Raw genomic sequence first — 15,307 nt, 5'->3', positions numbered from 1 at the left:
AGTGAATCGGTTCCGTACTATCTGTACTGTCTGCGGCTTCGTCGCCTTGTCCTGATTTAAATTTAATCCACTATAGCTTGAAGAAGTCCGCCCTTGAAACACTTTTCTCCTTAAATCTCCTATCCTCAAACTTAAAACCGTCCCATGGTGGACGGTTAATTCATTTTTGAAATGAGCAAGTCAGGTTGCCTCAAGAGGTCGTCTGAAAATTGTTTTGTTTATTTTTTCTAGAGCGGATTAATTTTAAAACCGGTCGGGCTTTATCCTATTTTGATTCGGTATGAACTTAAGTTGTCATAAATATTTGAATGGCAATGGCTTTATTCATTATTTTAAAAAATCGATTGGCATTCAAACCATCGTAATTTTGCCCGCGTTATAACCCGGTTGATAAGCGGTATGAATTTGATATTTAACGGTAGTTACTAATTTATTTATTTTTTGATATGATAAGTAAATTTTTTAAAAAGGTAAAAACTATGAAAGGTATTATCAGGCTGGGAGATGCGACTACTCATGGAGGCGTTGTGGTTCAAGCGTCTTCGGATATGGTCATTGAAGGAAAGCCTGCCGCTCTGGTAGGCGATTTGGTTTCTTGCCCCATACCCGGGCATGGCACCAATCCGATTATCGAAGGCAGTCAATATATGTCGTTTAAAGGGCGCGATGTCGCTGTGGACGGTTGTAAAACTGCATGCGGCTGCGCTTTGATCAGCAGTATGCCGACTGTCGGAAGCGACTAAGGGGAATGGAATCTGCAAGGAGCTAAAGTGCCGGATTGTCGGAAATAAGATACAAAATTGCATAATCTTTTTAGTGTCGCAGATTTTTAGGGGCGCATGCCTGATTCGGGGCAGGTTTGGCAAAAAGCCTTTCATCTTAATAATTCAAAAGTTCTGATATTCAGAATACAGATTAAGTTTTTAGATTTTAAGTTTATTTTTCGGAAGTTATTATGAAGCCAATTTTTACTGGCATAGTGGTTATTATTCTAAGCATCGTCAGTGCAGTCTTACTCTACTTTTTAGGTCATAAATTCGGAATCGATACATCTGCAGCCAAAGCGGTTGTGTGGGCGTGTATTACGGTAGTGACCTCATTAATATTCTTCATCCCTTTGTTGACACGAATGCTTTGGTCAGGCGTGTCCGACAGACATTCCAATTTGAAGCATCTGAATCCCGAAGATTTAAGCGGTGACAGTGCGGAATCTACCCATTTGATCGGTGTGACGGAACGCTGGGAGCAGTTGAGACATATCCACTTGCTGACCAAGCAATATAAAAAACACCGTAAGCCTTGGATTTTTGTGGTCACTCAAGATACTGCCTTACTGGAAGCTGCTTTGCCGGATATCCGCCGTCAGTTGTGGGTAGAAACTGCATCGGCTATTTGGATTGATGCACAGGCTATGGAGCCTGCAGGCGGTTGGCAATATCTGAGGGGCGTGGGTAAACGTCCTGCGGAAGGCATTGTTTCGCTTCAGGCAAAATCCTCAATTCATGAAAATGCCGCGCAATTGACTGAGTTGATGAAAAAGCTTGGATGGAAGCTGCCGATTAATCAGGTGTATCTGACCAATGAAGCCGATGAAATGCCATCAGCCATCAGCCATGCTTTGAAATATGGTTCGACTGTATCGGCAACGGAGTTGGCAAAAGAATTGGATCAGTTTGCCAACCAGTTGGCGGCAGTGGGTACGCAGCTGATTGAGGAAGATTTGCGCCAAACACCTATTGCAAAACTGTCTGCGACGTTGCCCTCTCAAAGTCAGGCTTTGGCAGATCATATTGCTGCTGAAAAACGGAGTTTAGGAAAACTGGATACAGTTGCCGGCGTTTCGTTTGTTCAAACCAATAATCCTGAACAATCAGGAGATTTGATTTACCGTGCGTTTAACGATCTGTCTGTTTTGGGTTCAGGTAAAAAACTGCATTTGTCCAAAACGGAAAAAACCTATCTGGCAATGAGTGCCGTAGCCTTGTTGGTCGGTAGTGTGTTTGCAGTGGGTGCGCACAGCAGTTATCAAGATATAGGTCGTCTGAATGCTGATTTGGAAAGTGTTCAGAAGGCAAAATCACGCTCGGAAAAAGTTGCAGCCTTAATCAAACTGCAACAAAGTATTGCCGAAATGGAATCTGGCAGGGATTTCTTGCAATATACAGCCAAGTTTTTGGGCTATGAGCATAGAAAAGAGCTGTTGGCTGCCGCTTATCGCAAATACGGGATTTTGGTTAAAGATGTCGTCAGCCGTCCTGCTACCGTATTCTTTGCGAATAAGTTGGATGGTTTGACTATGCTCGAAGGGCAGATTCCGGACGACTTTGAACTGCAAGACAGTTCTTATCAAGACCTGAAAGCATATTTGATGCTGACGTCCCATGTAGAGAAAACCAAAGACAAAAAAGATGCTGAATTCCTGACGAAAAAATTGGTGGAAATGCTGTCGGCGCAGAATGTTTCTACCAAAGATGCACAAATTTTGGCTCAATTTTTCGTGCCGCGCATGGCTACCCATTCCGGTTGGCTGGAAACGGAGCAACCTGAGTTGGTGTCACGAAGCCGTCAGATTCTGGTGGATTGGATCAACCGCGACCAAGGCAGTGAACAGTTATACAAACGCATCGTACAAGGTACGGATGCCAAGCTGAAAACCATCACATTGGCAGAGCTGCTGAATAAGGATTTGAAAGGCATTTGGAATGTCGGCAAACCTTTGCCTCGTGTGTATACAGTCGAAGGCTGGGAGAAATATGTTAAACCTGCCCTGGACCAAGCGGTTAAAGACAGCAAGAATACTGACTGGGTGCTGGGTGGAAACCTGCATCAGGCACCGGTGACGGAAGCTGCGATCAACAGTCTGAAAGAGCGTTATTTCAAAGAATATGCTGCGGCTTGGTATGACATGATGAACAGTATTACATGGCAGCCAAGAACGACCAATTTGGATGCGGTCAATCAGTTCCACGTTTATGCAGATCCTCAGCGTTCCCCATTGGTGGCATTGTTCCATGCTGTGAAAGAAAGCAGCCAGTTGGACAGCAAAAAAATCGACGTAAATCCGGCGGTTGCCGATGCTGCAAAACGTGCGGCGGCAAGACAGCTGTCTTCCCGCTCGCGTAGGGTTGCCGATACGGTATTAAATTCACAGGCAGAAAACATCAACGCCCTGGAAGGTAAAGTCAATGATTATCTGGCAGGACCGTTGGAAGCAGAATTTGAAAACCTGTTGCAATTGATTGACGCGCAAATCAATCCGAAGAGCGATTTGAGCCTGCAACGTTACCTTGAGCGAGTGACGACCATTAAACAACGTTTGATTCAAATGGCGTCTTCTTCCGATACTGGTGGCGTAGCCAGATCGGCCGTGCAAGGAGTCTTGAACGGCGGAGACAATGAATTTCTTGAAGGTATGCAGTATGCACGTTTGATTGAGGCTGGTGTGGGCGACAGATTGCTGCCGTTTGCGCGCAACGTTTTTGTCTTGCCATTTAATTCCGTATGGGATTCGATTGCAGGTGTGGCCCAAAAAGACATCAATAATCTGTGGGCAAGCAATTTTGTTAATCCTATGCAGTCCGAGTTGGGCGGCAGATATCCGTTTGCTAAATCAGAAACCGAAGTTTCGATTCCCGTATTGGCAAAATACTTGGATATCAACAAAGGCGCATTGAATCAGTTTATAACGACCCAATTGGCAGGTGTTTTGACCAAACAAGGCAATCAATGGATTGTGGCACCGGGAAGCGAATTGAAAGTCAATCCGGGATTGTTGCAACAGCTGAATAAATTGAGTGCGATTTCTGAGGATTTCTTCGTCAACGGAGAAGGGGGTTACAGCTTTGAGCTTAAGCCGACGTCTACTCAGGGGATTGTTCAATTCGACTTGGTTGTTGATGGTCAATCATTGAATTATTTCAACCAACAGACAGAGTGGAAGCCATTCAAATGGCCGGGTGATGTCAGCAATGCCGGTTTGCGTATTTCTTGGGAAACCGAGGCAGAAGGTATGCGTAAAACTCAGGAAATCAGCGGACGTTTCGGTTTCATCCGTATGCTTGAAAAATCCAGGGTTACACCGATTGATGGAAGTACCTATCTGGTCGAGTTCCCACTGGAAAAAGACAAATTGATGCGCTTCTATATGCGGACCAATTCCGGTAAAGGACCGTTGGGGCTGCTGGATCTGAAAAATATCCATCTGCCGAATAAGATTTTTGAGGTTAAATAATGATGACATTACCCCAATGGGTAAAGCCGATACTCGGTGATGAAGGCACATCCATCACCGATAACAATATCCATCGCTGGCAAGAATGGTTGGAGCCTGTTTCAGACGACCATCCTTGCGGCGAGGATGTCGCCTATACAGATGATTTTGAAGCCATCAAGATTGAGTTGGCCAAACTTTCGGGTATGGACTACCGATTGATTTTGGATGCTTCAGAACGCCTGCTGAAGCGTGAATCTAAAGATCTGAGGGTAGCAACCTATTACATTTTTGCCTCACTGAGAGACAGAGGCTTGGCAGGTTTTTCAGACGGCTTGGAGATTTTGTGCGGGTTGCTGCAAAAATTCGATCAGTCGCTGTGGCCGAAAAAGCCTGTACAAAAACGTAATGCATTAAATTGGTTGTCCGGCGAAAGGGTGCTGGATACGCTTAAGAACGTGGGATTATCTGATTCTACGGAGCTTAAGCGGACATTATCGGCTTTGATGTTGTTGCAACATTACTTTGAGGGATGGGAAGAGGTAGTACGCCCCAGCTTATTTCCATTGTTGCAATATTTTGAAGAGTCATCTGTTCGTTTTTCATCTTCTCCAACAAGTTCAAGTCAAAATCAAGAGACCAGTGCGCCTGTTGAGCAAGTGGAAACGCCGCAAATTCATCAAGAGAGTCGAGGGTCGTCTGAAAGTCTGACTGTCACAAAGGTTAACTCTTCTAAAGCCTTGCTTGACCAAGTCAGGATTAATGCTGCCTACTTGAGAGAACAGGATGATGGTTATTGGTCTGCAAACAAGATGATTCGGGCTGTCCGTTGGGGCGGATTGAACGGCATTCCTCCGCATCAAAACGGTCAGACGCGTTTGAAGGCTCCGAGGGCAGATTTATTGGCAAACCTGAATCGTTTGGTTCAGGAGCAGCAATGGCGCGATTTGCTCGATAAAGTGGAAGCGGCTTTTTTGGAAGGTGCTAATCACTATTGGCTGGATTTGCAATATTACGCATGGCAAGGTCAGCAGGCATTGGGTGGTTTATATCTTTCCCAAATTGATTCGTCGCTATTTGAGTTGAAATCCTTATTGACCCGATGCGAAGGCCTGACCGGCTTGAGTTTTGATAACGGATTCCCGTTCGTATCGGCTGATACGCTTAAATGGCTGGAAGAAAAGGTCATGTCGTCCGCGCGCAAGCAGACGAGTAGTCAAGCCATTCAAAAAGCAGTGTTAGCGTCGCCATCTCAGACAGAAAATCAAGAAAGTTACTGGCAACAGGCGCTGTTGCAAACACAAGAACACGGTTTAGACGCTGCATTTGCTTGGTTGGAAACATTACCGGAGTGGCAGACAGGTTCGGGGCAGGTTAAGAAATGGGTGATGATGGCTCGGTTGGCTGTAAGCGCCCAAAAGGCGGACTGGGCAGTGAAACTGTTGGAACAGGCTTCGAAGCAGATGCAAGTGTTGACAGTTAAAGAGTGGGACAGACATTTTACGTTTGAAGTGTATGCCCTTTGGTATCAACTATTAAGTGAAAACCTTGATAATAAAGATATTGAGGCAGTCGGACAGCTCGAATTTTTACGGACAGAGTTGATGCAGGCAGATGTTGTCCGTGCATTGGAATTAATTTATTAAGCATATATTATGTCAGATCCCACATTACGCTATTATGAAGAAGAGATGCGGTATCTCAAAGAGGCGGGATTAGAGTTTTCAAAAGCCCACCCTGATCGTGCCGCAATGCTGAATTTAGACAGAGTAGGTACGCGCGATCCTTATGTAGAAAGACTGTTTGAAGGCTTTGCTTTTTTGACAGGGAGAATCAGACAAAAATTAGATGATGACTTTCCGGAATTGACGGAGGGGTTGGTCCATATGCTGTGGCCACATTATCTGAGGATGATTCCTTCCCTGACTGTTTTGGAATTGATTCCGGATAATAAAAAGTTGCAAGGAGGGCAAGTCGTCAAAAAAGGATTGTCCGTTCAGTCCGAACCTATCAATATCAACGATAGATTGACCAGATGCTTGTATCGGACCACTGCTGATGTTGCGCTCCAACCTTTGAGCATATTGCATACATTGTTGGATTATGATGCGAATGGTCAAAGCGTCATCAAATTAACTTTTGGTATCCACCGGCAAATACAGAAAGAAAATTTAGATTTTTCCAAAATCAGAATTTATATTTCCGCCGACGAACCGATTGCCTTCGCATTGCGTCATGCTTTGTTGAATCAGACAGCACGAATCAGCCTTCATCATGCCGAATTGCCATCCGCCGGCAATATACAGTTTAAGGCAGTCGGATTTGCTGAAGATGAAAGGTTGTGGGAGAAAGTCAATAACAGCTTCAGCGGCTACCAACTATTGCTGGAATATTTTTGTTTCAAACAGAAGTTTTTCTTTATTGATTTAGTGGGCATCGATGCCGGAGCGTGGTCGGAACGTATTAATGAGTTTAGCGTGAATGTGGTTCTTTCCAAGCAATACCCTTCAGAGCTTCGATTTCCTCCTGACTGTTTGAAATTGAACTGCGTGCCTGCCATCAATCTGTTTGATATGGAAGCAGAGCCTATCCGAGTGGATCATAAGGCGTTCGAATATCAGGTGAAGCCGCTGTTACATGAAGGTATGGCTGTTGAAGTTTATTCCGTCGAAGAGGTAGAGGCGGTTAATCATGAAACAGGCAAACGTTACCCCTATATTCCTTTTTCCTCATTCCAGCATCGTGGTGGTTTGATGAAATATGATGCGCCGGAAAGGTATTTCCATACCAAAGTCAAACAAGGCGTATCAGGAAGACATGAAACATTTATCATGCTTGGCGGATTGTTGTGGGATAGAAAAGATATATTGCCTACCGAGACGCTTTCATTGAAGGTGGTCGGGACAAATGGCGCTTTGCCGCGTAAAAGTCTGAGGGAAACCCAGATTCAAGACGACGATATCGCCGAACCAAATGTCAAAATGGTCAGAAACCTTACCACGCCGACATTGTCTTGCTATCCGCCGACAGAGGATAGATTCCAATGGCGCATATTGTCCCATTTGTCGCCCAACTATTTATCACTATTGAATGTCGACAGTTTGAAAGGTGCATTGTCCATTTACGACTGGACTGAAGACGAGCTGAACAAGCGCAGACTGAATGGTATTGTTGATGTCAAACATGAAACAGTACAGAGAATCGAGCGTGGCGCAGTCCACCGCGGAATTCATATTACCGTAACATTTGATTCGACCGCATTTAGCGGTGAGGCGGAAATTTATTTGTTCGGAGAATTATTGAACGAATTTTTTGCAATGTATGCTGATTTGAACCTGTTTACCCGGTTCAGCATTGTTTCTCTGCCATCCGGGAAAACATATACATGGAAAGACAGCAAAACAACTATCACACGGTTTTAGAAACGGCGCACAAAAGCGCCAAAGAAAATAACGACAGGCAAACGCTTCCCTTATGGGAGATTCCTAGAAATAAAGCGCAGCGCGAAAGCGGGTCGTCTGAAATCTTCCAAGAGAAATTGGGGGAGTTTATTGTACGCAATGCGGCAACAATGAATTTCTTCCAATTTTGCCGGGTTCTGGAAACCCTTGCCGAAGGAAATGAAGAAAAGGCTGTCGAGTCAACCGTAAGATTTAGAAGGGTAAAGTCTTTATCTTTCCCTTCCGGGGAGATTGCATCGGTTGAATATGACGCAGAAGCCGATCTGCCGACTGTCAGGACGACATTTTTAGGTTTGTACGGTGTCGATGCGGTTTTGCCGGATTACTTCCTGAACGATATTGCGACGCATAAAGACGGCAGTGAAAGCCTGGCGGCATTTTTAGATATTTTTAACCACCGAATCACGACCCTGTTTTTCCAAGCATGGAAAAAATACCGTTATCCGTTTCTGTTTCAACGGGAGGGGCAGGATGACCTATCGCGTTCTCTCTTGCATCTAATCGGGCAAGGCATGGTCAACGGAAAATTCATGCATCCTCTGCTGGATAGCAGGATTTTGGGGTTGTTCAGTATTTTTTACCAACGAACCCGAACCAAAGAAGGGATTGTCAGCATTGTCAGATACCTTCTTCCCTTTGCCGACGTAAAAGTAAAAGAGTTCCAGCCGCAGTGGGTCATTTTGGAGAAGGATCGCAAACTGGGGAAAGCCGGTTTGCGGTTAGACGGGGGAAGCGCATCTTTGGGCGGACGGATAAAAGATTACAGTCATTTGGTGCGTATTGAAATTACGCCCGATACATTTGACAACGCGCAGCTTCTGTTGCCAAAGCAGCAATTGCACCAAAAATTGCTCGAATTATTAAAACTCTATTTGGGTCGTCGTTTTGATGCGAGTGTTTACCTGAATATTAAAAAACAATGGATACCCAAAAGCCGTTTGGAAAAAAAACAAATATTGGGGATTAATACCGGTTTAGGTGCGATGTACCAAGACAAACAAATAAAAATAGCGAACTATACTTACTCAAACTAACTTCAAGAAAACGGAAAATTATGAATAAAAAAACCAGAATTACGTCAGTCTGCTCATTAGCCCTTTTGTGCGCCATGCTTTCAGGATGCGGGATTTGGCAAGGCATGAAAGATGGAACGGTTGAAGCAACGAAAAGTGTTTTTTATACCAAACTCAAGATTTTGAAAATCGACCTGATCGCACGAAACGGTTTGAATCAAAACGAGCGCGGGCAGTCGCTGTCGACAGTCGTCCGAGTGTATCAGTTGAAAGACAAGCAAAATTATGAAGTTGCCTCATATCGCGATTTGCTCAATCAAGACAAAACCATCTTGAGCAACGATCTGGCGGAAGGTTACAAGCAATATACCATCCGGCCGGGGGAAACCATCAGCTTTGATGAAACGTTGAATAAAGACACTAAATATGTCGGCGTCGTCGCTTTCTACAACAAAGTAGGGGAAGAGCAGACTTGGAAAATGTTGATTACCAAAAAGCAGCTGACCAATAAAAAACCGGTCGTTATCGAATTGGTGGATAACAAAGTCCTGCTTCAAGAGACGGTCAAGAAAGTCAAATAATGGATGCCGCACTCTATGAGAAACTGACCGGATTTTATTCCGACGGTTTGCCGATAGATGACCTGCCGGGCAGCTTCCAGTTGGTTCGCAGTGTTTTGGACAATATCCAACGCATTCTTAACAGCAGGAGCGGTTCCTTGAAACATCTGCCGGATTATGGGATTCCCGATCTCAGCATGGTTTATAAAAACCTGCCGTCCAGCGCGCATGACTTGCGGTATTTTATGAGAAAAACCTTGTTGAAATACGAGCCGAGATTAAGGAACTTGGATATCCATCTCACTGAATCCAAAGACAATATCATGGTCTTGTGTTATCAGCTGGAATGCGAAATCGAAAACGTCGGTGCGGTAGTAATAGACACTTATTTTATGCCTGAGGGGACGGTTTCCGTTAAACGCAGCCGGACATAAGCTTTCTTTGGTGTGAATAGATTACTTTGAAAATTAAGAAATAAAATATGGTTAAACACATTTTCCTTACTTGCGGCGTGTTGCTTTCAGCAACCGCTCAAACCGCCTTTGCCAAAGAGCTGGAAGGCATGTTGGTCACTCAAAACAATTATGTCCGGATTCGAAGTTGTGATTTGAAAAACAATTACACTTTGCTTCCCGGTAGCGGAAACGGCTATGAAGCTGCAGCGGAAATCATCAGCGTCAGAAAAAATACGCCTGAAAACACACCAATCTATGTCGGATTAAGAGGCAATCTGGAAAACACCAATTTTTTGATTTCAGGCATTGATTTCATCAAAATGGGCGAGAGCTGCCATGTGCCGCATACCGAAACTCCGCCTGCCGAAGTCGTTATTCGAGAGTATCCGCTTACTCAGCAGAAATCAGGTTCGACAGGAGGGAAGCCTGAGTCTAAGCAAGACAATGCGAAATTAAAAGCTACGGAATCCCAACAAGCTAAGGCAGAACAGGATAAACCGGAAGAAACGGCAGGCAAGTCAGAAGATCCGATTCCTTATCCTGAAGTTACACAGACTAACCAATCGGAAGACGGTAAAAAGTCTGAAGGCAAGTCAAATTCAGACGACCTCGTTAAAGAAAGTGTGAAAACGGGGGATGTCAAACAGACAGATACCGAGAAATCTGATCGCACAACTGCTGGCTCGGCGACACCGGAAGGATCAAATACAACTGCGCTAACCGAGAAAAAAGCCGTAGAAAACAAGGAAATTGATACGTCGGCTAAAGCAGAAGCATCTGAAACAGTAGAAGTGCCGGCTAAAGCAGAAGCATCTGAAACAGTAGAAGTGCCGGCTAAAGCAGAAGCATCTGAAACAATAGAAGTGCCGGCTAAAGCAGAAGCATCTGAAACAATAGAAGTGCCGGCTAAAGCAGAAACGCATGAAACAGTAGTAGAAGCACCAATCCGATTTGAACCACTTGAAAAGGTAGAAACGCTGCCAACCAAGACGGAAATTTCTGCAACCGAAGAAACACCAGCCCAAACGGAGGCACCTGCAACAGTAGAAACACGGGTAACAACAGAAACTACGCCAACTACGCCAACTACGCAAGCTCCGGTAGCGGAAGAAGCTTCGACAAAAGCGGTTGATGTAGAGGAGCATCCGTCCGTATCTGAGCCTGTGGCTCCCGTGGCTTTGCCATCGGAAAGTCAGCTGATAGAAACCACTACCGTATCCGAATTGAAGCCTGAAACCGGTAAGCAGGAATCTCCATCGGTAGAGCATGAGCCTTTGGCGCCGCAAGTAGATATCCAACACGAAGAAACGCATTCTGCACACAACACGCTGCCGGCAACGCCAATGATTACCGAAACATCTGCGTCACAGACAGAGCCTCCTGTTGTGAATGAAGAAACTTCAGTGCAGCCGGTTTATGTCAATAAGGTCATCGTACATGATGATGACGCATATGAATAAAAGGCAGGCAAGCCCAACAAAATAGCAGAGTCGATTTGCTGTTTTCCATATAAAAGGTCGTCTGAATCTTTTTCAGACGACCTTTTATTATGAATTGATTTTAGCGATACAACATTTTTTCGTATCCTTGATTAAAGAGAAAAATTTCCTCACGCTTAGGAAGCAAGAAGTAAATCGGTTTTATATTGGATTAACTTTAAACCAGTACGGCGTTGCCTCGCCTTGGCTCAAAGAGAACGATTCTCTAAGGTGCTGAAGCACCAAGTGAATCGGTTCCGTACTATCTGTACTGTCTGCGGCTTCGTCGCCTTGTCCTGATTTAAAGTTAATCCACTATATATGAACCTCGTTGCCTTTTAATTTTGAATAATCTGCCCCAGCTGATGAGAAAGAGGGGATAGCGCGGCTGACTTGGTCATATTGGTTTTGCGGGTTATGCGGATTTTTTGCTTTCAAATGCCGCTATTTGTCAGCGTGTTATTTTGTGTTCGTTCTTTGTTTTTCAGACGACCTCTGATGGTAAATAGGTCGTCTGAAAACAGCTTACCAAGACAGATAGAACATGGCTTTGGCAAAAAATACGATGAACAGCATATGAGAAAACACGACGGCGTGGATGTATTTGGACCAGCCGACGGTCAGGGTGCGCCGTGCCATTTTGACGACGGCGATGGCGAAATGGACGAGGACGCTGACTGCCAACAGGATTTTGAGGGTGAGGAGCGTACCGAATGAGGTGGCGAAGGGTTGGCTCAAAAAGGGCAGGTAGCGGTTGAATACCATGACGATGCCGCTGATGAAAAGCGTAATGACGACGGGCGGCATAACGCGGACGGCGCGGTAGGACATGGCGCGTTCGACTTCGCGGCGCGATTCGCGTGAGACGCGGCCGGTGTGCATGACGGACAAAACCAGCATTTCGAAAAATACGCCGCCGACAAAGGCGATGGCGCAATAGAGGTGGATGATGTGGGCGATGGCGTAGAGACTCATGACCGTGTTCCGAAGTGGATATTCAGGCGAAATTGTATCATCAGTCGGGAGGTTTCAGACGACCTTTTCCTTATTGTCGGCTCAATAGCCGGTGTCGATCGGGATGTACAAAGAAGCCATTTTGTTTATTAGGGCAGTTCGATAGTTAATGAGTAAAATAGTTTTAAAATCTGGTAATAAAATCGGGTATTTTTTTTGACATACCAGCCTGTTTTAAAGTTAACCCTCTATACACTATACTGTTGCCACATTTCATGATGATGAAGAGGAAAAGATGAATAAATTATTGTCTCTGTTGGCTGTATGTTTGGCGATTGTGCCGTTGTCTGCATGTAAACAGGAGGTTTCGGAGAAACCGGCAGCAAAGCAAGAAAAAGCGGCTTCTGTTGTTATTCGTCCTGAATTGAATTGGGATACCCCTAAATTAACCAGTAATGTTTGGAAAATCAGCAAATCGGGGCAGCCGGATTCTTATTTGGTCGGTACCATCCATATCGGTAAGCCCAATGCCACCTTGTCTCAAGATGCAAAGAATCTGCTGGCATCTGTCGAACAGTTGGTTACCGAGGCCGATATGCTGCCCCAGCTCAATGATGAAGAGATAGCGAAATATCAAGAGTTTATGCAAAAAATTTATAGTCAAGATTCTTTGAAATCCAAGTTGGGCGATAAGAATTTTGAACTGTTGCAACAGGACTTTATGAAAAGTCCGGAGTTGACTCAGATGGCACCGTACATCGACCACATGCATCCTTGGGCGGTGTTGCTGTTTGCTTTAAGTATTTATCCGCCTGAATACAGCAACCAGACAGGTGTGGATATTTTGCTGTCGAAAGCGGCACAAGAGTCCGGTAAAACACGCCTTGCTTTAGAGGATGTGATGGATTTTTCTCAAATTTTTGCCAGTCAGCCGGAAAAGTTGATGATTAAAATGTTGACATTGAGAACGAATGAAGAGTATGCCGAACGGGAAACCAAACGTCTTTTCAATGCCTATGAGAAAGGAAAGTTCGAGGATTTACCTTTGGTGCAAACTGAATTCGAAAAGGAATTTGCTCAAAAGTATCCCGATACTATTCCCGCTTTATCTTGGGTACGCAGCGATTTGCTGATTAAGCGCAATCAAAGTTGGTTGCCGAAAATCAAAGAGATATCTGCTAAAAAGAAAACGGTGTTTGCCGTAGGCATCATGCACCTGATGTCTGAACAAGGCTTGATTGAGAAGTTGCGCAAGGAGGGTTATCAGGTGACGCCGGAGCCTTCAATCTTGATGTGGTAAAGCGTAAAACGTCGTCTGAAAAAGGTTTCAGACGACGTTTTATAATGAAAAATTGGAGAAGCCGACCGCGAGATACAGCGGTCGGTTTGTTTTTGGGCGGGTTGTTGGTATCAAGGGGTAGAAAAGGTCGTCTGAACGCTTGGCGCGCTATTTTTGTTTCAAATATGGCGAGAAACAGGATGGGCGTGATGACTTAGATGGTTTCAGACGACCTTTTGCTTTGTCGCAACAAGTTTTTCCCATGTGTCTATTTTATGGGGAAGGCTGCTCGAAATTTAACGGTCAGATGGCGCCGACCGCTTATAAATAAAGGGATTATGCAATTGGAAACCGTATGATTTCAAATTGTAAATTACTCTTTTAAATGACGTTTGGTTTTTAAAACGACCGTTTGTTAGAAAGTTAAGACGGGCGCATTTTTAGATAATAAGATAAAGGAAATAATCACAGGGGAATAAAATGTTATTGCTAGTATTGTTTTGCATGATACTTTGCCTGCTTGTAATTGCTGCCTTTATCGTGGCATCAATTCGCAGAAAACGGTTTGCTTACGATGTCAGCCGCGATTACGAATACGGTCAATTGCCCAAGTCGGCGACAGTCAGTTTGCGTGAGGGCGAACTGATCTTGCCCGACACCATTGGCGCGAATGATACGGTAATCGCCAGAATCAACGTGAAATCAGGTTGGCTGGGCAGATTGGTGATGCCTTGGATCGGCGTCAAAACCAACCGCGGGGAGTGGCGGGCGTATGTCGAACATGGCGGCAACGGCGCGCGCTACCTCAATTTGACCGATACCTTCGACGACGGCAGCAGAAAAATTACATTAAGCGGCAATCGCGTGTTCCTGCCTGATCAGGAAGTCGAATTGTCGGTTTATCCGCGCGAGTGTTTGAGTGGTAAAAAAATCCTGGTCCTTGCGCCCCATGCGGATGATGCGGAATTGGCGGCTTACGGATTATATGAAAAACATGCTGCCGATACGTTGGTGGTTACGATTACCGCAGGGGAGGGCGGCAGCTTCCATTACAACAATCTGTATGCGCGCAATCCCGAGCAAATGCAGGCGCAGTACCTGCAAAAGGGCAGGATGCGCGTATGGAACAGCCTGACCGTGCCGCTTTTGGCGGGGGTGTCGTCTGAAAACATTTTGCAGCTCGGCTATTTTGACAGCACATTGCAAGTCATGAAGCAGAATCCTGATGCCGATGTGAAGTCGACCAAACTGGATACGGCGGATGTCAATCTGTTCCGCCGTGCCAATACCTCGCCTTTGTCCAAAGGCTTGAACGGCGGCTCGAATTGGCGCGGTCTGGTCAATAATCTGGCCTATATTATCGAAACCTTCCAGCCCGACATCATCGTCAGCCCGTCGCCCAATATTGACGCACACAAAGACCATCAATATACGACGATTGCTGCGGTTGAAGCGTTGAAACAATTGGATTATCGGAAAGGCTCGCTGTTTTTGCATACGCTGCATTTTTTGAGCGACGATTTCCCGATCGGCAAGTCCGGCTCGATGTTGAGCCTGCCGCCGATGTTCGGTCAGCCGTTCCATTTCCATTCCGTGTATTCCCTGCCTTTGAACAAAGAAGAGCAGAACCGCAAACTGCTGGCGCTGGACGCGATGAACGATATCCGCCCCAACGCCAACGGGTATGCGGACTGGAAAACCATGATATTCCGCGGCTTGAACGGCTTGCGCCATCATGTATTTGATATCGATAGGGATTTGGTCAACCGCTTTGTCCGCAGCAATGAGTTGTTTTACGTCGTTCCCGTCAGCGATGTGCATCAGGAAGACAGTTATCAAAAAATCGTCCAATGCGGCTGATTGGGGCGGGTTTCAAATCATTGCCTGCCTGAATGTT

General features: G+C 45.2%; 11 protein-coding genes and 1 pseudogene. 10 read left to right on the top strand and 2 right to left on the bottom strand.

Annotation, left to right across the window (positions count from 1 at the left end):
• The first annotated feature begins 479 nt into the window (after positions 1-479).
• From H3L95_RS09380 to H3L95_RS09345, 8 genes are all read left to right on the top strand, one after another.
• Positions 480-743 carry a PAAR domain-containing protein gene (locus H3L95_RS09380; RefSeq protein ID WP_009310839.1) on the top strand — a complete coding sequence of 88 codons (264 nt, stop codon included), beginning with the start codon at positions 480-482 and terminating at the stop codon, positions 741-743.
• Positions 744-955: 212 nt separating this feature from the next.
• A complete protein-coding gene (locus H3L95_RS09375; protein ID WP_003758390.1) occupies positions 956-4,231 on the top strand; it encodes an ImcF-related family protein in 3,276 nt (1,091 codons plus the stop codon).
• On the top strand, positions 4,231-5,856 hold the full coding sequence (gene tssA, locus H3L95_RS09370) for a type VI secretion system protein TssA (RefSeq protein ID WP_003758392.1): 1,626 nt from the start codon (positions 4,231-4,233) through the stop codon (positions 5,854-5,856). The genes H3L95_RS09375 and tssA overlap by 1 nt, the downstream gene beginning before the upstream one ends.
• A gap of 9 nt (positions 5,857-5,865) precedes the next feature.
• Complete coding sequence (tssF, locus tag H3L95_RS09365; RefSeq protein WP_003758395.1) at positions 5,866-7,632, top strand: type VI secretion system baseplate subunit TssF; 1,767 nt, start codon at positions 5,866-5,868, stop codon at positions 7,630-7,632.
• Positions 7,596-8,705: a type VI secretion system baseplate subunit TssG gene (gene tssG / locus H3L95_RS09360; RefSeq protein ID WP_182096141.1), complete on the top strand. Its 1,110-nt coding sequence runs from the start codon at positions 7,596-7,598 to the stop codon at positions 8,703-8,705. The genes tssF and tssG overlap by 37 nt, the downstream gene beginning before the upstream one ends.
• A 20-nt stretch (positions 8,706-8,725) precedes the next feature.
• Entirely contained in the window at positions 8,726-9,265 is a 540-nt protein-coding gene (gene tssJ / locus H3L95_RS09355) for a type VI secretion system lipoprotein TssJ (RefSeq protein ID WP_003765178.1), read from the top strand.
• Positions 9,265-9,678, top strand: coding sequence for a type VI secretion system baseplate subunit TssE (tssE, locus tag H3L95_RS09350; RefSeq protein WP_003758401.1), 414 nt, complete (start codon positions 9,265-9,267; stop codon positions 9,676-9,678). The genes tssJ and tssE overlap by 1 nt, the downstream gene beginning before the upstream one ends.
• 47 nt (positions 9,679-9,725) lie before the next feature.
• The gene (locus tag H3L95_RS09345; protein WP_003758403.1) at positions 9,726-11,159 is read left to right on the top strand and encodes a hypothetical protein; all 1,434 of its coding nucleotides are present in this window, start codon (positions 9,726-9,728) and stop codon (positions 11,157-11,159) included.
• 275 nt (positions 11,160-11,434) lie between these two features.
• Here H3L95_RS09345 and H3L95_RS14230 read toward each other — a convergent pair.
• Both H3L95_RS14230 and H3L95_RS09340 read right to left on the bottom strand, forming a co-directional pair.
• Positions 11,435-11,497: pseudogene (locus H3L95_RS14230) on the bottom strand (transposase); the annotation flags it as partial.
• 205 nt (positions 11,498-11,702) lie between these two features.
• Positions 11,703-12,152 (bottom strand): CopD family copper resistance protein, encoded by a 450-nt coding sequence (locus tag H3L95_RS09340; RefSeq protein ID WP_003758410.1) that lies wholly within the window; start codon positions 12,150-12,152, stop codon positions 11,703-11,705.
• 274 nt (positions 12,153-12,426) lie between these two features.
• Between H3L95_RS09340 and H3L95_RS09335 the strand changes: the two genes are divergently transcribed.
• Both H3L95_RS09335 and H3L95_RS09330 read left to right on the top strand, forming a co-directional pair.
• Positions 12,427-13,431: a TraB/GumN family protein gene (locus H3L95_RS09335; protein WP_003758412.1), complete on the top strand. Its 1,005-nt coding sequence runs from the start codon at positions 12,427-12,429 to the stop codon at positions 13,429-13,431.
• Between the two features lie 459 nt (positions 13,432-13,890).
• Positions 13,891-15,270 (top strand): PIG-L deacetylase family protein, encoded by a 1,380-nt coding sequence (locus tag H3L95_RS09330; RefSeq protein ID WP_040668478.1) that lies wholly within the window; start codon positions 13,891-13,893, stop codon positions 15,268-15,270.
• Positions 15,271-15,307: the final 37 nt, after the last annotated feature.

Source organism: Neisseria sicca (genome assembly GCF_014054945.1).
Taxonomy (GTDB): domain Bacteria; phylum Pseudomonadota; class Gammaproteobacteria; order Burkholderiales; family Neisseriaceae; genus Neisseria; species Neisseria sicca.
This window is presented reverse-complemented; position numbering and strand designations above follow the sequence as displayed.